The organism is Phycicoccus jejuensis, assembly GCF_000720925.1.
Classification (GTDB): Bacteria; Actinomycetota; Actinomycetes; order Actinomycetales; family Dermatophilaceae; genus Phycicoccus; species Phycicoccus jejuensis.
Map to the genome: position 1 here is coordinate 159733 of NZ_JOEE01000005.1, position 20426 is coordinate 180158.

Sequence of the window (20426 nt, forward strand, 5' to 3'; positions counted from 1 at the left end):
TATGGCGATGACGGCGAAGGTGAAGGACGAGCTGAGCAGGCACGTCGTGACCAAGCCCTGTTGCCGCAAGGCCGAGGTCGCGGCGATGCTGCGGTTCGCCGGGGGCCTGCACATCATCGGAGGGCGGATCGTCGTCGAGGCCGAGCTCGACACGGCCAGCGCGGCGCGCCGGCTGCGGCGTGAGCTCGCCGAGGTGTACGGGCACACCCCGGAGGTCCTCGTCCTCGCGGCCGGGGGGCTGCGCAAGGGGAGCCGCTACGTCGTCCGGGTCGTCCAGGACGGCGAGGCGCTGGCCCGGCAGACCGGCCTCATCGACAGCCGCGGCCGCCCGGTCCGCGGGCTGCCCGCCAAGGTCGTCAGCGGCTCCGTCTGCGACGCCGAGGCCGCGTGGCGGGGCGCCTTCCTCGCGCACGGCTCGCTGACCGAGCCCGGGCGCTCCTCCGCCCTCGAGGTCACCTGCCCCGGGCCGGAGGCCGCGCTCGCCCTCGTCGGTGCCGCCCGCCGGCTCGGCATCCAGTCCAAGGCCCGCGAGGTCCGTGGCGTCGACCGCGTCGTCATCCGCGACGGCGACGCCATCGGGGCGATGCTCACCCGCCTCGGGGCGCACGACGCCGTCCTCGCCTGGGAGGAGCGCCGGATCCGGCGCGAGGTCCGGGCCACCGCCAACCGGCTCGCCAACTTCGACGACGCCAACCTGCGTCGTTCGGCCCGGGCGGCGGTCGCGGCCGGGGCACGCGTCGAGCGGGCCCTGGAGATCCTCGGCGAGGAGGTGCCGGAGCACCTGCGCGAGGCCGGCGAGCTGCGGCTGCAGCACAAGCAGGCGTCCCTCGAGGAGCTCGGCCAGCTCGCCCAGCCGGTCATGACGAAGGACGCGGTCGCGGGGCGCATCCGCCGCCTGCTCGCGATGGCCGACAAGAAGGCGCAGGACGAGGGCATCCCGGACACCGAGGCGGTCCTCACCGCCGACATGCTCGACGGCTGAGAGCGGCCCGGACCGTCTCACGGACGGGCGTGCGTAAACGGTTACTCGCCCGTACCCCGGACACCGTGATGGTGCTCCCGGGTGGGGTCTAGGGTGTGTGGTGGACCACAGGGACGTGGGACCCGCCCCGTCCTCACCCTCCCCATCGGAAGGCAACGCAAGTGACCGTTCGCGTAGGCATCAACGGCTTCGGCCGCATCGGGCGCAACTTCTTCCGCGCGGTGCAGGCGTCCGGCGCCGACATCGAGATCGTCGCCGCCAACGACCTGATGGACAACGCGTCCATCGCGCACCTCCTCAAGTACGACTCGGTCCTCGGCGTCCTCGCCGACGACGTCTCGCACACCGAGGACTCCATCACCGTCGGGGGCAAGACCATCCGCGTCTTCGCCGAGCGCAACCCCGCCGACATCCCCTGGGGTGAGGTCGGCGCCGACGTCGTCATCGAGTCCACCGGCATCTTCACCGACGGCGAGAAGGCCAAGGCCCACATCGCCGGCGGCGCCAAGAAGGTCATCATCTCCGCCCCGGCGAAGAACGAGGACGCCACCTTCGTCATGGGCGTCAACGACGCCGACTACGACCCGGCCAACCACCACGTCATCTCCAACGCCTCGTGCACGACGAACTGCCTCGCGCCGATGGCGAAGGCCCTCAACGACGAGCTCGGCATCGTCAAGGGGCTCATGACGACGGTGCACGCCTACACGCAGGACCAGAACCTGCTCGACGGCCCGCACAAGGACCTGCGTCGCGCCCGCGCCGCCGCCCTGTCGATCATCCCGACGAGCACCGGCGCCGCGAAGGCCATCGGCCTCGTCCTGCCCGAGCTCAAGGGCAAGCTCGACGGCTACGCGCTCCGCGTCCCGACCCCGACCGGCTCCGCCACCGACCTCACCTTCGAGGCCGGCCGCGAGACCACCGTCGAGGAGGTCAACGCGATCGTCAAGAAGGCCGCCGAGGGCGCGCTCAAGGGCTACCTCAAGTACACCGAGGACCCGATCGTCTCCGCCGACATCGTCACCGACCCGAGCTCGTGCATCTTCGACTCGGGCCTGACCAAGGTCATCGGCAACCAGGTCAAGGTCGTCGGCTGGTACGACAACGAGTGGGGCTACTCCAACCGCCTCGTCGACATCACCGCCCTCGTCGGCAAGAGCCTGTGAGCCGGGGGGACCGACCGACCCATGGCTGACATCGCCTCGCTGGGCGACCTGCGCGGCAAGCGCGTCCTCGTCCGGTCAGACCTCAACGTGCCGCTCGACGGCACGACGATCACCGACGACGGCCGCATCCGGGCGTCGGTCCCCACCCTGCGGCAGCTGTCCGAGGCGGGCGCACGCGTCATCGTGTGCGCCCACCTCGGGCGCCCCAAGGGCGCGCCGGAGGAGAAGTACTCCCTCCGGCCCGTCGTCGGGCGGCTCTCAGAGCTGCTCGGCCGCGACGTCGTCTTCGCCACCGACACGGTGGGGGAGAGCGCGCGGGCCGCGGTCGACGGGATGGCCGACGGCGACGTCGTCCTCCTCGAGAACCTCCGGTTCAACGCCGGCGAGACCGCGAAGTCCGACGAGGACCGCGCCGAGTTCGCCGACGCCCTCGCCGGGCTCGCGGACGCGTTCGTCTCCGACGGCTTCGGCGTCGTCCACCGCAAGCAGGCGTCGGTCTACGACGTCGCGACCCGGCTGCCCTCGGCCATGGGCGGGCTCGTCCACGACGAGGTCGAGGTGCTCAAGCGCCTCACCGAGTCGCCAGAGCGCCCCTACGCCGTCGTCCTCGGCGGCGCCAAGGTCGCCGACAAGCTCGCGGTCATCGACAACCTCATGGGCACGGCCGACCGCCTGCTCATCGGCGGCGGGATGCTCTTCACCTTCCTCGCGGCCCAGGGCCACGAGATCGGCACGAGCCTGTTCGACGCCGACAGCGTCGACGCGTGCAAGGGCTACCTCGAGCGCGCCGAGCGCGAGGGCGTCGAGATCGTCCTGCCGGTCGACGTCGTCGTCGGGCGGGAGTTCTCGGCCGACACCGAGGTCGACACGGTCGCCGCGGACGCCATCCCGGCCGACACGATGGGGCTGGACATCGGCCCCGAGTCGGCCCGCCTGTACGCCGAGAAGCTCGCCGACGCGCGCACCGTGTTCTGGAACGGGCCGATGGGCGCGTTCGAGATGGAGCCGTTCGCGGCCGGCACGAAGGCCGTCGCCCAGGCGCTCGTCGACGCGACCGAGGGCGGCGCGCTGACCGTCGTCGGGGGTGGCGACTCCGCCGCCGCCGTACGGCAGCTCGGGTTCTCGGACGACCAGTTCGGGCACATCAGCACCGGCGGCGGCGCCTCCCTCGAGTACCTCGAGGGCAAGGAGCTGCCCGGCATCGCGATCCTCACGAAGGAGCACTGAATGGCCTCCGGCCGCACCCCGCTCATGGCGGGGAACTGGAAGATGAACCTCGACCACCTCCAGGCGACGCACCTAGTGCAGAAGCTCGACTGGACGCTCAAGGACGGCAAGCACGACTTCGGCGCCGTCGAGGTGGTCGTCCTGCCGCCGTTCACCGACATCCGCAGCGTCCAGACGCTCATCGACGGTGACCGGCTCGAGCTCAAGCACGGCGCGCAGGACCTCTCCGCTCACGCCTCCGGGGCGTACACCGGCGAGGTGAGCGGCGCGATGCTCGCGAAGCTCGGCTGCTCGTACGTGGCGGTCGGCCACAGCGAGCGGCGCGAGTACCACGGCGAGACCGACGAGGTCGTCAACAGCAAGGTCAAGGCGGCCTTCGCCGCCGGGCTGACGCCGATCTTCTGCGTCGGCGAGGGCCTGGAGGTCCGCCAGGCCGGCACGCACGTCGAGCACGTCCTCGCGCAGGTCGAGGCCGGCCTCGCGGACGTGCCCGCCGAGCAGGCCCGCACCGCCGTCGTCGCCTACGAGCCCGTGTGGGCCATCGGCACCGGCGAGGTCGCGACCCCCGACGACGCGCAGGAGGTGTGCGGGGCCATCCGCACCAAGCTCGCCGAGCTGTACTCCGGCGACGTCGCGGACGGCATCCGGGTGCTCTACGGCGGCTCGGTCAAGTCCGGCAACGTCGCGGCGATCATGGGCCAGGACGACGTCGACGGCGCGCTCGTCGGCGGGGCCTCGCTCGAGGCGGGCGAGTTCGCGGCCATCTGCCGTTTCCGCGACCACCGCGGCACCGTCTGACCCGATCCGTGCCGCCGCGCCCGCCGGGGTCGCGGCGGCCGGGCCGGGCAGCGGTTATCCTTGTCCGGTTGTCCCCGACCCCCACACCGAAGGATCCCTCCGTGGACGCGGTTCGTATCGGCCTCCAGGTCCTCCTGGTCATCGGAGGCCTGTTCCTGACCCTCCTCATCCTGCTCCACAAGGGCAAGGGTGGCGGACTCTCGGACATGTTCGGCGGTGGCATGTCGAGCTCGCTCGGCGGCTCGTCCGTGGCCGAGCGCAACCTCGACCGCATCACCGTCGGGGTGGCGGCCGTGTGGTTCACCTGCGTCGTCGGTCTCGGCGTCCTCGAGCGGTTCGCCTGAGAGGGGCTGGACGATGGCTGGTGGTAACGCGATCCGTGGCTCGCGCGTCGGCGCGGGCCCCATGGGAGAGGCCGAGCGCGGCGAGGCCGCGCCCCGGCGCTACGTCTCCTTCTGGTGCTCCAACGGGCACGAGACGAAGCCCAGCTTCGCCGAGGAGGCCGGCCTGGTCGTCCCCGAGCAGTGGGACTGCCCGCGCTGCGGCTTCCCGGCCGGGCAGGACCGGGACAACCCGCCGGCCCCGCCGAAGGTCGAGCCCTACAAGACGCACCTCGCGTACGTGAAGGAGCGCCGCTCGGACGAGGACGGCCAGGCCATCCTCGACGAGGCCCTCGCGAGCCTGCGCGGCCGCGGCCTCATCCAGTGAGGCGCTGAGCTCCTCGCACGAACGCACGCGACCCCCGGCCAGCGGCCGGGGGTCGCTGTGTGTTCGGCGTGCTGACGTTCCCCAGCTCCATACCCCTCCGACCCCTGACACCCAGGGTCAGAGGGGTCGGCCCGCCGCTGTCGTTCGCTCCCGATGCTGACGCACTCATGACGAGCGGTCGCCGAGCAGCTGCTCGTCCCATGTGCTCCGGATGGTGGACCAGACACGATGAACGGCCCTTCATCCGCCGCTCGTCCCGTGTGCTCCGGATGCTGGAGCAGTCATGATGAGCGGTCGGGTGCAACCGCTCATCATGACTGCGCCGAGGGGTGGAGCGAACGACAGCGGCCGCGCGAGTACTGACAACTCGGCCAGGTCCGCGCTCGCTCGAGGTGAAACCCGACCTCGTGGCGGTCGGGTTTCACCTCGAACCGGCAACGGGGTGGTGACTCAGCGGCGGGCGGTGCGGGCCAGGTGGCCGACGACGTTCTCGACCCAGTCCTGCTCGCGCTGCATCCACCGCACCGCGACGAGCGTGCGCACGACGACCGGCACCCCGCGGCGCGGCGGCTCGACGGCGAGGTCGGTGCCGAACGGGTCGGTGCTGACGACCCAGCGGTAGCCGGCGCCGACGAGGTGGTCGCCGACCGCCGTCGCCACGACCGTCACGGCCTCGGGCCCCTCGGCCTCGTCACCCCGCGCGAGGGCCGCCGACCACGCCGCGGCGATCGTCGCCAGGTCGGCGGGGTCGATGCCGTGCTCGGCGTAGCGCAGGCGGTAAGCCTCGAGCCGCGCCTCCTCCTCGCCGGTCAGCGGACGCGTCGCGACCTCCTCGACCGGCTCGACGCCGTCGTTGCCACCGGGCCCGTCGTCGGCGACGACCGCGTCGTCGTCGCCGCGGGTGCGCCAGCGGTCGAGGATGCCCACGGCGTCAGCCCCGGTCCAGGTCGGCGGCGGCGTCGGTGTCGACGAGCCAGAGCGTCTGCTCGCTGCCGTGGACGTGCGCGGCCGGCGTCTCCTCGAACGGCGACCCGGTGACCCCGCGACGGACGGCGTCCGCCTTGTCGCCACCGGCGACGAGGAACCACACGAGGCGCGAACGTTCGAGGCACTCGCGGGTCAGCGACACCCGGTCCGGCGGCGGCTTGGGGGAGTCGTGCACCGCGACGGCCATCGCATCGGTCGTCCCGGCGGCCGGGTGGTGCGGGAAGAGCGAGGCGATGTGCCCGTCCGGCCCGACCCCGAGCACCATGACGTCGAACGCGCCGTTGCCCGCCGCGTGGATGGCCTCGGCGTAGGCGTGCGCCGACTCCTCGGCCGAGGCCGAGCTGTCCGGCCCGGCGACGCGGTGGACGTGCGCGGGGTCGAGCCCGAGCGTGTCGAGACCGGCCTCGTCGTTCTGGGTGTCGTTGCGGTCGGGGTCACCGGCGGGCAGGTAGCGCTCGTCGCCCCACCAGACGTGGACCCGCGCCCAGTCGACCGCCGCCCGCGCCGGGGTGGCGGCGAGCGAGCGGACGATCTCGGAGCCCATCGAGCCGCCGGTCAGCGACACGTGGGCCACCCCGCGAACGGACTGCGCGTCGACGAGCGCGACGACGAGCCGCGCCGCCGCGGCGTCCGCGAGGGCCTGCTTGGACGGGTGGACGACGACGGTGCTCCCGCTCACGAGCGACGCTCCTTGACCTCGGCGAGCTTGGCCGCCGCGGCGGCCTTGACGGTCTCGGTGTCCGCGCCGTCCTCGGGCATCGGGCGCTTCTCGACCATCGCCGAGCTGCCGGCCACGCGAGCGGCCCGGCGCAGGCGCTGGGTCGTGCGCTCGGCCTCGGCCGGCGACGGGGCCGCCCCGGCCTTGACCGCCTCGCTCGCGGTGCGGCGTGCGCTCGTCAGCGTCGGGAAGCCCTTGGTGAGGGCGTCCTCGTAGACCTCGTCGGGGTCGAGCCGGCGCAGCTCGTCGGCCAGGCACTCGGCGTCCGAACGGTGCGGCAGCGCGAGCGTGCGGTCCGGCTGGCCGACCTGGCGCAGCATCGACGTGCTGCCGTCCTCCGGACGGACCAGGTCGACCGTGCCGCTCTTGCGCTCGAGACGGACCGAGATGATGCCCGAGCCGCTCTTGGAGCGGGCGAGCGACACGGGGCAGCGCAGCCTGCTCGCCAGCCATCCGGCGAGCAGCTCGCCCGACGGGCTGTCCGGGGCCGCGACGACGAGCGCCTCGGTGACCGGCTCGAACGGCGGCTGGTCGAGGGCAGCGGTGAGCAGCCCGCGCCACAGCGTGATGCGTGACCAGGCGAGGTCGGTGTCGCCGGGCGCGTACGACTTCGCGAGCCGCTTGAGGACCGTCTTCGGCGGCCCCTGCGTCCGGGCCGCGTCGGTGATGCGGCGCTGGGCCATCTCGCCGATCGGGTCCTTCGAGGGGTCCTTCGGGGCCTCGGCCGGCCACCACGCCACGATCGGCGAGTCGGCGAGCAGGAGCGGGGTGACGACGGCGCGGCCGTGGCTCGCGAGCCGGCCGTACAGCCGGAGCACGACGACCTCGGACGCGCCGGCGTCGCCGCCCACGCGGATCTGGCCGTCGAGGCGGGCGGCGCCGCGGCGGTTGCTCCCGACGACGACGATGATCCGGCAGGGGTGCTGCCGGCTCGCGTCGTTGGCGACCTCGATGGCCTCCTCGGCCTCCGCCTCGTCGACGACGACGACGAGGGTGAGGACGCGGGAGAGCGCCATCGCGCCGGTGTCGGAGCGCAGGGCGACGAGCTTCTTCGAGACCGCCGCGGTCGAGGTGTTGGGCAGGTCGACGATCAAGGCAGCCTCCACTCGCGTCCGTCACGGTGCATCAGCTCGTCGGCCGACGCGGGGCCCCAGCCACCCGAGGCGTACTGCTCGGGGGCCTTGCCCTTCGTCGCCCAGAACTTCTCGATGGGGTCGAGGATCTGCCACGAGAGCTCGACCTCCTCGTGCCGCGGGAAGAGCGGCGGCTCGCCGAGGAGCACGTCGAGGATGAGCCGCTCGTAGGCCTCGGGGGAGGACTCGGTGAACGCGCGGCCGTAGCCGAAGTCCATCGTCACGTCGCGCACCTCCATCTGCGAGCCGGGCACCTTGGCGCCGAACCGCAGGGTGACACCCTCGTCGGGCTGGACCCGGATGACGATGGCGTTCTGCCCGAGCTCCTCGGTGGCGGTGTGCGTGAACGGCAGGTGCGGTGCCTGCTTGAAGACGACCGCGATCTCCGTGACGCGCTTGCCGAGCCGCTTGCCGGTGCGCAGGTAGAACGGCACGCCGGCCCAGCGGCGCGTGTCGACCTCGAGGCGCACCGCGGCGTAGGTCTCGGTGGCGGAGCCGTCGGCGACGCCGTCCTCGTCGAGGTAGCCGACGACCTCCTCGCCGCCCTGCCAGCCGCGGGAGTACTGCCCCCGCGCGGTGCCGGACGCGAGGTCGTGGGGGATGCGCACCGCCGAGAGGACCTTCTCCTTCTCGAGGCGCAGCCCGTGCGCGTCGAACGACACCGGCTCCTCCATCGCCGTCAGGGCCATGAGCTGGAGCAGGTGGTTCTGGATGACGTCGCGCGCCGCGCCGATGCCGTCGTAGTACCCGGCGCGGCCGCCGATGCCGATGTCCTCGGCCATCGTGATCTGCACGTGGTCGACGTAGTTCGCGTTCCACACCGGCTCGAACATCTGGTTCGCGAAGCGCAGCGCCAGGAGGTTCTGGACCGTCTCCTTGCCGAGGTAGTGGTCGATCCGGAAGACCGAGTCGGCCGGGAAGACGTTCTCGACGATGTCGTTGAGCTCGCGGGCGGAGGCGAGGTCGTGCCCGAACGGCTTCTCGATGACGACCCGGCGCCACGACCCGCTCTGCGGGGTCGAGAGGCCGGAGCGCTCGAGCTGCTCGCAGACGATCGCGAACGACCCCGGGGGGATCGAGAGGTAGAACGCGTGGTTGCCGCCGGTGCCGCGCTGCTCGTCGAGCTCGGCGACGGTCTCGGCGAGGAGGTCGAACGCGGCGTCGTCGTCGAAGCTGCCCGGGACGAACCGGATGCCCTCGGCGAGCGTGCGCCACACCTCCTCGCGGAACGGGGTGCGGGCGCGCTCCTTGACCGACTCGTAGACGATCTTCCCGAAGTCCTGGTCCTCCCAGTCGCGGCGGGCGAACCCGACGAGCGAGAAGCCGGGCGGCAGGAGACCCCGGTTGGCGAGGTCGTAGATCGCCGGCATGAGCTTCTTGCGGGCGAGGTCACCGGTGACACCGAAGAGCACCATCGAGCACGGGCCCGCGATCCGGGGCAGGCGCTTGTCGCGCGGGTCCCGCAGCGGGTTCTGCTCGGCCGTGACGCGAGCCGGGCTCATGCGCCCCGTCCCAGGGCCGCGCGGACCCGGGCCAGCCCGGCGTCGTGCTCGGTCAGGTGCAGGCGCAGCACGGGCCGGCCGTGCTCGGCGAGGACCTTCGCGTCACCGGCCGCCTGCGCGGCGATGAACTGGCCGAAGGTGAAGTCCCGCCCGGGCACCTCGAGGTCCTGGGCCGGGTCGGCCGTGACCTGCACGTACACCCCGGTCGCGGGCCCGCCCTTGTGGTACTGGCCGGTGGAGTGCAGGAAGCGCGGGCCCCAGCCGAAGGTCACCGGGCGTCCGGTGCGCTCGAACAGGTCGCGCGCGACCTGCTCGAGGTCGGCGTCGGCCTCGCGGTCGAGGTAGGCCATGACGGCGACGTACCCGTGCTCGGCGTCGAGGCCGGCGAGGAGCGCGTCGACGGCGGCGTCGACCGAGCCGGCGTCGCCGAGCCAGTCGCCACCGAGCGCGCGGACCTCCACGGCCCCGTCGGTGAAGGCGGGGTCGTCGCCGGCGCCGATGCCCGCGTCGAGCATCTCGCGGGCCGCGGCCTTGGCGCTCTCCACGTCGGGCTGGTCGAACGGGTTGATGCCGAGCAGCCGACCGGCGACGGCGGTCGCCGCCTCCCACAGGAGCATCTGCGCCCCGAGGCGACCCGCGACCGTGACGACCGAGTCGCCGTCCGCGCCGTCGTCGTCGGAGTCGGTGGCCACGAGCCGGACGACCGTGCCGTCGGCGTAGAGGTGCGCCGGCTCGGTGCCGATCGCGACGACCGGGAGGATGCCGGTGCCCTCCTTGCCGGTGGACTCGGCGATGAGCTGCTCCGCCCACGCCGGGAAGCCGACGTTCTCCGTGCCGGCGTCGACGAGGACGAGCTTGTCGCGCAGCGGCTCGGTGCCGGCCATCGCGGCGCCCAGGCGCAGCGCCGGGTTCGCCTCGTCGTCGGCGGCGAGCAGGTCGGCGACGAGCTCGGCGTCGTCGAGGAGGGCCTCGACGTCGGCCCCGGCGAGACCGGACGGGACGAGCCCGAACGCGGTGAGCGCCGAGTAGCGGCCGCCCACGGCCGGGTCGGCGTTGACGACACGGAAGCCCGCCTCGCGCGCCTGCCCGTCGAGCGGGCTGCCCGGGTCGGTGACGACGACCATCCGCGTCGTCGGGTCGATGCCCGCCTCGCGGTAAGCGGCCTCGAACGCGCGCCGCTGGCTGTCGGTCTCGACGGTCGACCCGGACTTGCTGGAGACGACGACGACCGTGCGGTCGAGGTCGGTCAGCGCGCCGCGCACGACGTCGGGGTCGGAGGAGTCGAGGACGACGAGGGGGACCCCGGCCGTGCCGCAGATGACCTCCGGCGCGAGCGAGGACCCGCCCATCCCGCAGAGGACGACGCGGTCGTAGCCCTCCTCCTGCAGCTCGGACCGGATCGCGGCGATCTCGCCGACGAGCGGGCGCGAGCTGCGGGGGAGGCCGGTCCAGGAGAGGCGCTTGGAGGCCTCGTCCTGCGCGGCCTCGCCCCACAGGGTGTCGTCCTGCGCGAAGAGCCGGCTCGCCACCCGGTCGGCGACGAGCTGCGGGACGTGCCGCGCGACGGCGTCGGCGGCGGCCCCGGTGGCGGAGACGTCGATCGTGCTCACGCGGCGGCCTTCTCGAGCTCGCTCTGGACGCGGTCGAGGAGCTCGGCCCACGACTTCTCGAACTTCTCGACGCCCTCGCGCTCCAGGAGGTCGACGACCTCGGAGTACGAGATGCCGAGGCGCTCGAGCCCGTCGAGGACCGCCGTGGCCTCGGCGTAGGAGCCGGTGACGGTGTCACCGGTCACCTCGCCGTGGTCGGCGGTGGCGTTGAGCGTCTTCTCCGGCATCGTGTTGACGGTGCCGGGCGCGACGAGCTCGGTGACGTACATCGTGTCCGGGTAGGCCGGGTCCTTGACACCGGTCGAGGCCCAGAGCGGACGCTGCGGGTGCGCACCGGCCGCCTCGAGCGAGGCCCAGCGCGGGGTCGAGAAGACCTCCTCGTAGGCCTGGTAGGCCAGGCGGGCGTTGGCCAGGCCGGCCTTGCCGCGCAGGGCCTTCGCCTCGTCCGTCCCGATGGCGTCGAGGCGCTTGTCGATCTCGCCGTCGACGCGGCTGACGAAGAACGACGCGACGGAGCGGATCTGCGAGAGGTCCTTGCCCTTCTCGCGGGCCTGCTCGAGACCGGTGAGGAAGGCGTTCATCACGGCGCGGTAGCGGTCGAGGCTGAAGATCAGCGTGACGTTGACCGAGATGCCCTCGGCGAGCACCTGCGAGATGGCCGGCAGGCCCTCGAGCGTCGCCGGGATCTTGATGAGGACGTTGGGCTGGTCGACCGCGTCGCGCAGTGCCTTGGCCTCCTGCACGGTCTTCGCGGTGTCGTGCGCGGAGCGCGGGTCGACCTCGATCGAGACGCGGCCGTCCTCGCCGTCCGTCCGCTCGAACACGGGCATGAAGATCTCGCAGGCGTCGTGGACGTCGCGGGTGGTCAGCGAGAAGACGGTCTCGTCGACGCTGCGCCCGTCACGGGCGAGCTCGGCGACCTGCTCGTCGTAGGCGTGGCCCTCGGCGAGGGCGGCCTGGAAGATCGACGGGTTGGTCGTCACGCCGACGACCCCGTGGTCGTCGATCAGCTCCTGGAGGTTCCCCGAGGAGATGCGGTCGCGGGAGAGGTCGTCCAGCCAGACGGACACGCCGTTCGCGGCGAGGTCCTGGAGGGGCTTCGGTGTGGTCATGCGGCTCTCACTTCCCTGCCGAGGCCTTCTGGCTCGGCGTCTTCGTGTTGCCGGCAGCGCGGGAGGACTTCGCCCGCGGAGCGGTGTCGGTGACGGCGGGGACACCGGTGGCCGTGCGCGCCGCCTTGAGCGAGTCCTTCGCGGCCTTGGCGACCGCCTCGGGCGTGAACCCGAACTCGCGGAACAGCGTCCCGGCGTCGGCCGAGGCCCCGAAGTGCTCGAGGCTGACGCAGCGGCCGGCGTCCCCGACGAGGTCGTGCCATCCCATGGCGACACCCGCCTCGACGCTGACGCGGGCCTTGACCTCGGGGGGCAGGACCTTGCTCTGGTAGGAGCGCGGCTGCTCCTCGAACCATTCCCGGCACGGCATGGAGACCACGCGGGTGCGGGTGCCGGAGCGCTCCAGGCGCTCGCGCGCGGCGAGGGCCAGGCTCACCTCGGAGCCCGTCGCGATGAGGATGACCTCGGGCGCCTCGTCGCCGTTCGTGCCACCGTCGACGAGCACGTACGCACCCTTGCGGACGCCGCTCGCCTTCGCGTGCGTCGTGCGGTCGATGGTCGGCAGGTTCTGGCGCGACAGGGCGAGACCGGCGGTGCGGCGGCGGCGGAGGATCTCGGCCCACGCCTCGGCGGTCTCGTTGGCGTCGGCCGGGCGGACGACGTCGAGCTGCGGGATGGCGCGGAGCGACGCGATGTGCTCGACCGGCTGGTGGGTCGGGCCGTCCTCACCGAGACCGATGGAGTCGTGCGTCCACACGAAGGTCACCGGCAGCTGCTGCAGGGCGGCGAGACGGACCGCGGGCCGCATGTAGTCGGAGAAGACGAGGAAGGTGCCGCCGTACGGGCGGGTCATCCCCTCGAGCGCGATCCCGTTGAGGATCATGCCCATCCCGTTCTCGCGGATGCCGAAGTGCAGCGTGCGGCCGTAGGGGCCGCCCTTCCACTCGGCGGTCTGGCGGCTCGTCGGGATGAACGAGTCGGCGCCGGCCATCGTCGTGTTGTTGGACTCGGCGAGGTCGGCCGACCCGCCCCAGAGCTCGGGCAGGACGTCGGCGAGGGCGCCGAGGACCTTGCCGGAGGCGGCGCGGGTGGCGAGGCCCTTCTCGTCGGCCTCGAAGACCGGGAGGGCCTTGGCGAAGTCCTTCGGGAGCTCGCCGGCGACGAGCCGGTCGAGGAGGGCGGCGCGGTCGGGGTTGGCCTTCCGCCACGCCTTGTAGCCCTTGTCCCACTCGCGGTGGGCGGCCTTGCCGCGCTTCTTGACCTCGCGGGCGTGGGCGAGGACCTCGCGCTCGGCGGGGAAGGACTTCTTCGGGTCGAAGCCGAGGATCTCCTTGGTGGCCGCGACCTCGTCGTCGCCGAGGGCGGAGCCGTGGGCCTTGCCGGTGCCGCGCGCCGACGGGGCGGGCCACGCGATGACGGTGTGCAGGCGGACCAGGGTGGGGCGCTTGCCCTTCCGGCTCTTCTCGAGCGCGGCGAGGAGGGCGTCGACGTCCTCGGTGTACTCCGGCGTGCCGGCCGGGTCGTCGGACTGGCGCCAGTCGACGTCGACGACGTCCCAGCCGTAGGCCTCGAAGCGCTTGGCGACGTCCTCGCTGAACGAGATGTCGGTGTCGTCCTCGATGGAGATCTGGTTGGCGTCGTAGACGACGGTGAGGTTGGCGAGCTCCTGGTGGCCGGCGAGCGAGCAGGCCTCGGCCGACACGCCCTCCATGAGGTCGCCGTCGGAGGCGAGCACCCACACGTGGTGGTCGAACGGGCTCTGGCCGGGCTTGGCGTCGGGGTCGAGCAGGCCGCGCTGGCGGCGCTGGGCCATCGCCATGCCGACGGCCGAGGCGAGGCCGGAGCCGAGCGGGCCGGTGGTGATCTCGATGCCCTTGGTGTGGTGGACCTCGGGGTGGCCGGGGGTCAGCGAGTCCCAGGTGCGCAGCGCCTTGAGGTCGGACAGCTCGAGGCCGTAGCCCGACAGGTAGAGCTGCACGTACTGCGTGAGCGACGAGTGGCCGCACGAGAGCACGAAGCGGTCGCGGCCGAGCCACGAGGGGTCGGACGGGTCGTGGTTCATCACCTGCTGGTAGAGCAGGTAGGCCACGGGCGCGAGGCTCATCGCGGTGCCGGGGTGGCCGTTGCCCTTGTGCTGGACGGCGTCGGCGGCGAGGATGCGGGCGGTGTCGACGGCGCGGACGTCGAGGTCCGACCACTTCGCCTTGCGGGCCACCGGCTTCGAGAGCTCGGGGGAGCGGCCGGCGACGGGGGACGCGGAACGGGGACGGGCGGTGGGGCTCAAGGGGTTCCTCTCTCGCGGGGACGTGCTCGTGACGTCGCCACCGGCGGTGAGGGCGCCGTGTGACGCAACTGGCAACCACCCTAGCCCTGCGTGAGGGGGTGACGACCGGGGGCGTCACGGGTGGTTCCCACGGGCGGATAGAATCGGGGGGCACGCTTCCGGCCGACCCGAAGGACGACGTGGCCACCACCCCCGTGACGACCGCTCCCGCGGCGGTCTCCGCCCGCCGCGGTCCGCGACGCGTCGGGGCCTTCGTGGCGCTCACCAAGCCGCGCATCATCGAGCTGCTGCTCGTGACGACCGTGCCCGTGATGTTCCTCGCCGAGCGCGGGGTGCCGTCGCTGTGGCTCGTCGTCGCGACGCTGGCCGGTGGCATCCTCAGCGCCGGCGCCGCGAACACCTTCAACTCGGTCTACGACCGCGACATCGACCGGCTGATGCACCGCACGAGCAGCCGGCCGATGGTCACCGGCGAGGTCACCGTCCGTGAGGCGATGCTCTTCGGCGGTGTCCTCACGGTGGCGTCCACGGTGTGGTTCGCGCTCGTCGTCAACGTCCTCTCGGCCGCGCTGTCGCTGCTGGCCATCGCCCTCTACGCCGTCGGCTACACGATGCTCCTCAAGCGGCGCACGTCGCAGAACATCGTCTGGGGCGGGATCGCCGGCTGCATGCCGACGCTCATCGGCTGGTCCGCGGTCACCGGCTCGGTCGGCTGGCCGGCGCTCGTCCTCTTCCTCGTCATCTTCTTCTGGACGCCGCCGCACTACTGGCCGCTCTCGATGGCCTTCCGTGACGACTACGCCTCGGCCGAGGTGCCGATGCTCCCCGTCGAGAAGGGGCCGGTCACGGTCGGCCGCCAGATCGTCGCCTACTCCTGGGTCATGGTCGCGGTCTCGCTCGCGCTCGTGCCGGTGGCGTCGATGGGCTGGCTCTACACGGTCGTGGCCGTCGCGTCCGGTGCGCTCTTCGTCGCCGAGGCCCACCGCCTCCTCCGCGCCGCGCGGCGCGGGGTCACGGGCCTGGCGCTCAAGCCGATGCGGCTCTTCCACTACTCGATCACGTACGTCACCGTCGTGTTCCTCGCGGTGGCCGTCGACCCGCTGCTCCACCTGCCGCTGCGCTGACCCCCGCGGGGAGGTCGCGGCCGGTGCGGTAGGGGCCGATCCACACCGTGAGCGAGACGAGCGCGTGCAGCGCCGTCATCGCGACGATCGTCTCGTGCACCCCGATCGCGCTGCCGAGCCACCCGGCGGCGAGCCCGGCGAGCGGCATCGTGCCGAAGTTGAGCACCGACGAGGCCGACATCGTCCGTCCGAGGAGGCTCGGTGGGGTCCAGCGCTGCCGGAACGCGGAGCGGACGACGTTGGCCCCGACGACACCGACCCCGACGAGGGCGACGCCGAGGGGCACCAGGCCCACCGCCGCGCCGGGGCAGGCGAGCGGCACGAGCAGGGCGGTCGGTCCTCCCACGACCTGGAGCCACCGCATCGCCCGTGCGGTGCCGACGCGGCGCGCGAGGGGCGTGGCGACGGCCGCGCCGACGAGACCGCCGACGCTGCCGGCGGCCACGAGGAGGCCGACGGTGCCGGGCGCGACACCGAGGTCGCGGACGAGGAAGAGGACGAGCAGCGCCCCGTAGCCGGTCAGCGCGAAGTTCGAGGCCGCGCCCTGCAGGGTGAAGAAGCGCAGGTACCGGTCGCGCGCGACCACCCCCACGCCGTTGGCGATCTCGCGCCGCAGCGGCTCGCGGGCCGGACGCTCCGGCGGGGGGCGGAGCGCGGCGGGGTCCATCCGCCACAGGCAGGCCGCCGACACGAGGAAGCCCGCGACGTCCGCGACGACGGCGGTCGCGGCCCCGACGAGCTGGACCAGCAGGCCGCCGACGCCCGGCCCGGCGACCTGCATCGCGGACTCGGTGCCGTAGAGGCGGCCGTTGGCGGCGTCGAGGTCGTCGGCCCGGACGACGCGCGGCACGAAGGCGCCGTAGGCCGTCCGGAAGAACACGGCGCACATGCCGTTCGCGAGCACCGCGGCGAGCAGGTGCGGGAGGTCGAGCACCCCGAGCAGGGCCGCGACGGGGATGGAGCCGACGGCGGCCGCGGCGACGAGGTCGGCGACGAGCATCACCCGGCGCGCGTCGAGCCGGTCCACCCAGGCGCCGGCGGGCAGGCCGACGAGGAGCCAGGGCAGCCAGGCGGCGGCCGTGAGCAGCCCCATCCAGCCGGGCCCGGCGTCGAAGGTCGTCACGGCGAGGAGCGGGACGACCACCGTGGTGGTCATCGCGCCGAGGACGCTGACGCCCTCACCGGCCCAGAAGAGGCGGAAGTTCCGGTTGCGGCGCAGGGGTGGTGGCTCGGCCGCGGCGCGGACGGCGCCCGTCACGGACGGCACGGGAACCCCCGGGCGACGACGAGGACCGGCTCGCGCTCGACGCCGTCGTCCGGGACCTCGCGGTCGGCCCAGCGGCGGTAGAGGGCGATGGTCTCCTCGGCGACCTGCCGGAGCTCGGCGGGGGAGAGGCGCAGCCAGTTCTGGTTGGCGAACGCCGCGTCCTCCCAGGCGGGGTCGGCGTCGCGGTCGGCCAGCCACGTGGTGATGCGCTCGACCTGGCGGCGCAGCTGGAGGGCCTCGGCCTCGCGGGCCGCGGTGGCGGCGGCCGGGTCGTCGGCGAGCTCGGCGCTGCTCCACCGGGTGCCGGCGGAGACCAGGCGCCACCACCGCTCGCGGCGGTCGCGCGCCAGCTCGGGGGCCTCCTCGACGAGGCCGGCCCGGGCGAGCACCTTGAGGTGGTGGCTCGCGTTGCCGACGGCCTGGCCGGTGCGGGCCGCGAGCATCGAGGCGGTGCCGGGGCCGTCGACCTTGAGCGAGTCCATCATCCGGGAGCGGAAGGGGTGGGCGAGCGCCGCGAGGGGGGCGGCGTCGCGCAGCGTGCGGATCTCGGGTCGGGTCATGCGGTCGACGGTAGACCCACAATTGCTGTTGTGCAATGAGTGTTGTGGATATCCGGAGGACGGGACAGCCACCTGAGGTACCTCAGGACGCGCGTCGCGCCGCCGATCCGGGAGGACGCCCCATGTGCCGCCCTGCCTCAGCGCCCGACGGTGGAGGGGTCGGCGGCACCCGGCCGCCGGCACCGAGAGGAGACCACCGTGAACACCTCCGCCGACCCGCTCTTCGTCCGCGCCGAGCTCGAGTACCGCCTCGAGCGGTGGGGGAGCACCCGCATCGCGTCGACCCCGGACCGCGGAGCACCGGACCACCCGGTGCGCCGGCTCGCCGAGCGCCTGCGCCGCCGGGCGTCGCGGCCGGTGCTGGCGCCGGGTCGCCCCCGCCACCCGTGACGGGTGCCATGATCGGCACCGTGCCCACCCGTCCGAGCGCCGTCCTCGTCGGCCGTGACCCCGAGCTGGGCCGACTGCGGGAGGCCCTCGGCGGACCGGGGGACGGTGGGGCGGTCCTCCTCGGCGGCGACGCCGGCATCGGGAAGAGCGCCGTGGTCGCCCGCCTCGTCGACGAGACCACGACCCGGCGGGTCCTCCTCGGCCACTGCGTGGGTGACGTCGGGACCCTGCCGTACCTGCCCTTCGTCGAGATGCTGGCCGCCCTCGACGGGCGCGAGCGAGACCTCGTCGACGAGCTCGTCGAGGCGCACCCCGGCCTCGTCCCGCTCGTGCCCCGGCTCTCCGCCTCGGCGAGGGAGACGGCCCGCGCCGACCTGGTGGAGGCCGTCCACGCGGTGCTGGGCGTCCTCGGACGCGACGGCGGCGCGCTCGTCGTCGTCGAGGACGCGCACTGGGCCGACGAGTCCACCCGTGAGCTGCTGACCCTGCTCTTCACGCGCGGTGCGCCCGAGGGCGTCTCGCTGGTCGTCACCTACCGCAGCGACGACGTGCACCGCCGGCACCCGCTCGCCCCGGCGCTCGCCGTCTGGTCGCGGCTGCCGCGCCTGGCCCGCCTCGAGCTCGGGCGACTGCCCGACGACGCCGTGCGCCGGATCGTCCGCAGCGCCGCGGCGCTGCCCGACCCGCTCGTCGACGAGGTGACCGCCCGCGCCGAGGGCAACGCCTTCCTCGCCGAGGAGCTGGCCGTCGCGGCGGCCGACGGCTCGGCGCCCGAGCTCGGCCGGCTCCTCCTCGGGCGGGTCGAGCGGCTCGACGACGACGCGCAGGCCGTCGTCCGGGTGGCCGCCGTGGTCGGCCGGCGCGTGCCGCACGCCCTGCTCGAGCGGGTCGCCGACGTGCCGCCCCCGACGTTGCGCTCGGCCCTGCGACAGGCGGTCGAGCACCACGTGCTCGAGCCGTGGGGGGAGCTCGGCTACGAGTTCCGGCACGCCCTCCTGGCCGAGGCGGTGTCCGAGGACCTGCTGCCGACCGAGCGCCTCCAGCTGCACCGCGCCTGCGTCGAGGCCCTGCGCGAGGACGAGCGGCTCGGTGCGGCGGCGGACCTCGCGCGCCACGCCCTCGCGGCCGGCGACCGCGCCACCGCCCTGCACGCCTCGGCCCGGGCCGGGGACACCGCCCGCCGGATGGGTGGACCGGCCGAGGCGCTGGGTCACTACGAGACCGCGCTGGGACTCACCGACGACCCCGAGGTCGTGCACGACCTCACCCTGCGGGCCGCGGCCGCCGCCAACGGGGCCGGACGCGCCGGCCGTGCCGTCGCGCTGCTGCGGGCCCGGCTGGCGGACGCCGAGGGGGCGCCACGCGAGCGGGCCGAGCTGCTCGCGGCCCTTGCGTACGCCGCACGGCTGACGGAGGAGCGCGTCGACCGGCTGACCGTCACGGCCGAGGCGCTCTCGCTCCTCGACACCGACGCCCCCGTGGCCCTGCGCGTGTCGGTCCTGACCCGTCGCGCCGACGCGCTGACCGACGCCGGGCTGGTCGAGGAGGCGCTCGCCGTCGCCGACGAGGCGATGGGCCTCGCCGTCGAGCACGGACTCCACGCCGACCGCGTCGACCTCAGCTCGAACCTCGCCTGGCTCGCCCAGGCCGCGGGCGACCCCGACGGGTCGGTCCGGCGTCTCCGGGGGGTCGTCGAGGGCTGGCGGGACACCCCGGACCTCGCGTTCCTCCGGGCGCTGCACATCCTCGCCGTCGTGCACCACCGGCAGAGCGACCTCCCCGCGGCGCTCGCCGGCTTCGAGCGCGTCGTCGACGAGGCGCGCCGCGCGGGCCTCGCGGCCTCGGTCTACTCGGTCGACGCGCTCGCCCTCGCGATCACCGTCGCGTTCGAGCTCGGTCGGTGGGACCACGCGCTGGAGCTCGCGGAGCGGGGCCGCGTCGGCGCGTCGCCGTCGGCGCGCGCCAGCATCGACGCGGCGGTGGGCTACGTCCACGCCGCGCGTGGGGAGCCGGACGTCGAGGCCACCCTCGCGGCCGGGCGCCCGTTCTGGCCGGACGACTCCCGCATCCCGGTGCAGGCCGGCGTCGCGGCGCTCGACGTGCTGGGGCGCTGCGGCGTGCTCGACCGGGTCCTGGCGCTGCGCGCCGAGCTCGTGACCTCCCTGCGCGCGGCCTGGTCGGTCGAGCACGCACCGGTGGAGGTCCGTCTGGCCGCCCTCGTCGTGGGGCACCTGGCGAGCGCCGCGTCGACGGCCTCGGCGGCGACCCGCGGGCGGCTCCTCGACGAGGGGGAGCGGCTCGCCGCGGAGGCGGCCCTCGTCTGGCCGGAGGGCTCGCCCGGACCCGAGCTGGAGGGGCGGATGTGGCTGGCGCGGCTCGCCGCGGAGCGGCTGCGGCTGCGGCGCGCCGCAGGTGAGCCGGTCGAGGCCGAGACCCTCGTGACGGCCTGGGAGGACGCCGTGACCCTGGCCGAGGAGCGCGGAGACCCCTACGAGAGCGCCCGGGCCCGCCTGCGGCTGGGGGAGGTGCTCCTGTCGACCGGGGACCGTCGGGCGGACGGGGTGCTCGAGAACGTCCGGGTGGTCGCCGTGTCGCTCGGGGCGGCGCCGCTGCTCACCGCGCTCGACGCCCTCGCCACCGACCGTGGCCCCGCCCAGGGGCTCACGGCGCGCGAGCACGAGGTGCTCGCGCTGCTCGCGCTCGGGCGGTCCAACGGGGAGGTCGGGCGCGAGCTGTTCATCACGACGAAGACGGCGAGCGTGCACGTGTCGAACATCCTCGCCAAGCTCGGGGCGGCGAGCCGCGGCGAGGCCGTGGCGGTCGCCCGCAGCACCGGCCTCCTGGACCCCTGAGCGGTC

At 73.9% G+C, this 20426-nt stretch carries 18 protein-coding genes; 9 read left to right on the forward strand and 9 right to left on the reverse strand.

Annotation, left to right across the window (positions count from 1 at the left end; genetic code table 11):
- Position 1 precedes the first annotated feature (1 nt).
- The 6 genes from whiA to IG69_RS0111900 all read left to right on the forward strand — a co-directional run bounded on the left by whiA (position 2) and on the right by IG69_RS0111900 (position 4881).
- On the forward strand, positions 2 to 982 hold the full coding sequence (gene whiA / locus IG69_RS0111875; RefSeq protein WP_030528387.1) for a DNA-binding protein WhiA: 981 nt from the start codon (positions 2 to 4) through the stop codon (positions 980 to 982).
- A 161-nt stretch (positions 983 to 1143) separates the two neighbouring features.
- On the forward strand, positions 1144 to 2148 hold the full coding sequence (gene gap, locus IG69_RS0111880; RefSeq protein ID WP_030528388.1) for a type I glyceraldehyde-3-phosphate dehydrogenase: 1005 nt from the start codon (positions 1144 to 1146) through the stop codon (positions 2146 to 2148).
- 21 nt (positions 2149 to 2169) lie between these two features.
- Positions 2170 to 3375 (forward strand): phosphoglycerate kinase, encoded by a 1206-nt coding sequence (locus tag IG69_RS0111885; protein WP_030528389.1) that lies wholly within the window; start codon positions 2170 to 2172, stop codon positions 3373 to 3375.
- Positions 3376 to 4173 (forward strand): triose-phosphate isomerase, encoded by a 798-nt coding sequence (gene tpiA / locus IG69_RS0111890; RefSeq protein WP_030528390.1) that lies wholly within the window; start codon positions 3376 to 3378, stop codon positions 4171 to 4173. It begins immediately after the preceding gene.
- 101 nt (positions 4174 to 4274) lie between these two features.
- A complete protein-coding gene (gene secG / locus IG69_RS0111895; protein WP_030528391.1) occupies positions 4275 to 4517 on the forward strand; it encodes a preprotein translocase subunit SecG in 243 nt (80 codons plus the stop codon).
- Between the two features lie 13 nt (positions 4518 to 4530).
- The gene (locus tag IG69_RS0111900) at positions 4531 to 4881 is read left to right on the forward strand and encodes an RNA polymerase-binding protein RbpA (protein WP_084696763.1); all 351 of its coding nucleotides are present in this window, start codon (positions 4531 to 4533) and stop codon (positions 4879 to 4881) included.
- A 450-nt stretch (positions 4882 to 5331) separates the two neighbouring features.
- Here IG69_RS0111900 and IG69_RS0111905 read toward each other — a convergent pair whose 3' ends face one another.
- Genes IG69_RS0111905 through tkt form a run of 7 tightly spaced genes read right to left on the reverse strand, consistent with a single transcriptional unit; the run spans position 5332 to position 14227 of the window.
- Positions 5332 to 5808 carry a hypothetical protein gene (locus IG69_RS0111905; RefSeq protein ID WP_051750486.1) on the reverse strand — a complete coding sequence of 159 codons (477 nt, stop codon included), beginning with the start codon at positions 5806 to 5808 and terminating at the stop codon, positions 5332 to 5334.
- Between the two features lie 4 nt (positions 5809 to 5812).
- Positions 5813 to 6547 carry a 6-phosphogluconolactonase gene (gene pgl / locus IG69_RS22975; RefSeq protein ID WP_030528394.1) on the reverse strand — a complete coding sequence of 245 codons (735 nt, stop codon included), beginning with the start codon at positions 6545 to 6547 and terminating at the stop codon, positions 5813 to 5815.
- The gene (gene opcA / locus IG69_RS22980; protein ID WP_030528395.1) at positions 6544 to 7680 is read right to left on the reverse strand and encodes a glucose-6-phosphate dehydrogenase assembly protein OpcA; all 1137 of its coding nucleotides are present in this window, start codon (positions 7678 to 7680) and stop codon (positions 6544 to 6546) included. Before opcA ends, pgl begins: the two co-directional genes overlap by 4 nt.
- Positions 7677 to 9221: a glucose-6-phosphate dehydrogenase gene (gene zwf, locus IG69_RS0111920; protein ID WP_030528396.1), complete on the reverse strand. Its 1545-nt coding sequence runs from the start codon at positions 9219 to 9221 to the stop codon at positions 7677 to 7679. The genes opcA and zwf overlap by 4 nt, the downstream gene beginning before the upstream one ends.
- Entirely contained in the window at positions 9218 to 10831 is a 1614-nt protein-coding gene (locus tag IG69_RS0111925) for a glucose-6-phosphate isomerase (RefSeq protein ID WP_030528397.1), read from the reverse strand. The genes zwf and IG69_RS0111925 overlap by 4 nt, the downstream gene beginning before the upstream one ends.
- Positions 10828 to 11943, reverse strand: a complete 1116-nt coding sequence (gene tal / locus IG69_RS0111930) for a transaldolase (protein WP_030528398.1) — start codon at positions 11941 to 11943, stop codon at positions 10828 to 10830. Before tal ends, IG69_RS0111925 begins: the two co-directional genes overlap by 4 nt.
- Positions 11944 to 11950: 7 nt before the next feature.
- Positions 11951 to 14227, reverse strand: coding sequence for a transketolase (gene tkt / locus IG69_RS0111935; RefSeq protein WP_030528399.1), 2277 nt, complete (start codon positions 14225 to 14227; stop codon positions 11951 to 11953).
- A 194-nt stretch (positions 14228 to 14421) separates the two neighbouring features.
- Between tkt and IG69_RS0111940 the strand changes: the two genes are divergently transcribed.
- Positions 14422 to 15351: a heme o synthase gene (locus IG69_RS0111940; protein ID WP_030528400.1), complete on the forward strand. Its 930-nt coding sequence runs from the start codon at positions 14422 to 14424 to the stop codon at positions 15349 to 15351.
- On the opposite strand, the gene IG69_RS0111945 is transcribed toward IG69_RS0111940, so the two are convergent.
- Positions 15293 to 16609: an MFS transporter gene (locus IG69_RS0111945; RefSeq protein WP_211250998.1), complete on the reverse strand. Its 1317-nt coding sequence runs from the start codon at positions 16607 to 16609 to the stop codon at positions 15293 to 15295. The two genes, IG69_RS0111940 and IG69_RS0111945, sit on opposite strands and share 59 nt — an antisense overlap.
- Positions 16606 to 17178: an ArsR/SmtB family transcription factor gene (locus IG69_RS0111950; RefSeq protein WP_030528402.1), complete on the reverse strand. Its 573-nt coding sequence runs from the start codon at positions 17176 to 17178 to the stop codon at positions 16606 to 16608. Before IG69_RS0111950 ends, IG69_RS0111945 begins: the two co-directional genes overlap by 4 nt.
- Before the next feature lie 198 nt (positions 17179 to 17376).
- On the opposite strand from IG69_RS0111950, the gene IG69_RS22530 reads away from it, so the two are divergent.
- Complete coding sequence (locus IG69_RS22530; protein WP_030528403.1) at positions 17377 to 17568, forward strand: hypothetical protein; 192 nt, start codon at positions 17377 to 17379, stop codon at positions 17566 to 17568.
- Between the two features lie 20 nt (positions 17569 to 17588).
- A complete protein-coding gene (locus tag IG69_RS23125) occupies positions 17589 to 20420 on the forward strand; it encodes a helix-turn-helix transcriptional regulator (RefSeq protein WP_030528404.1) in 2832 nt (943 codons plus the stop codon).
- Positions 20421 to 20426: the final 6 nt, after the last annotated feature.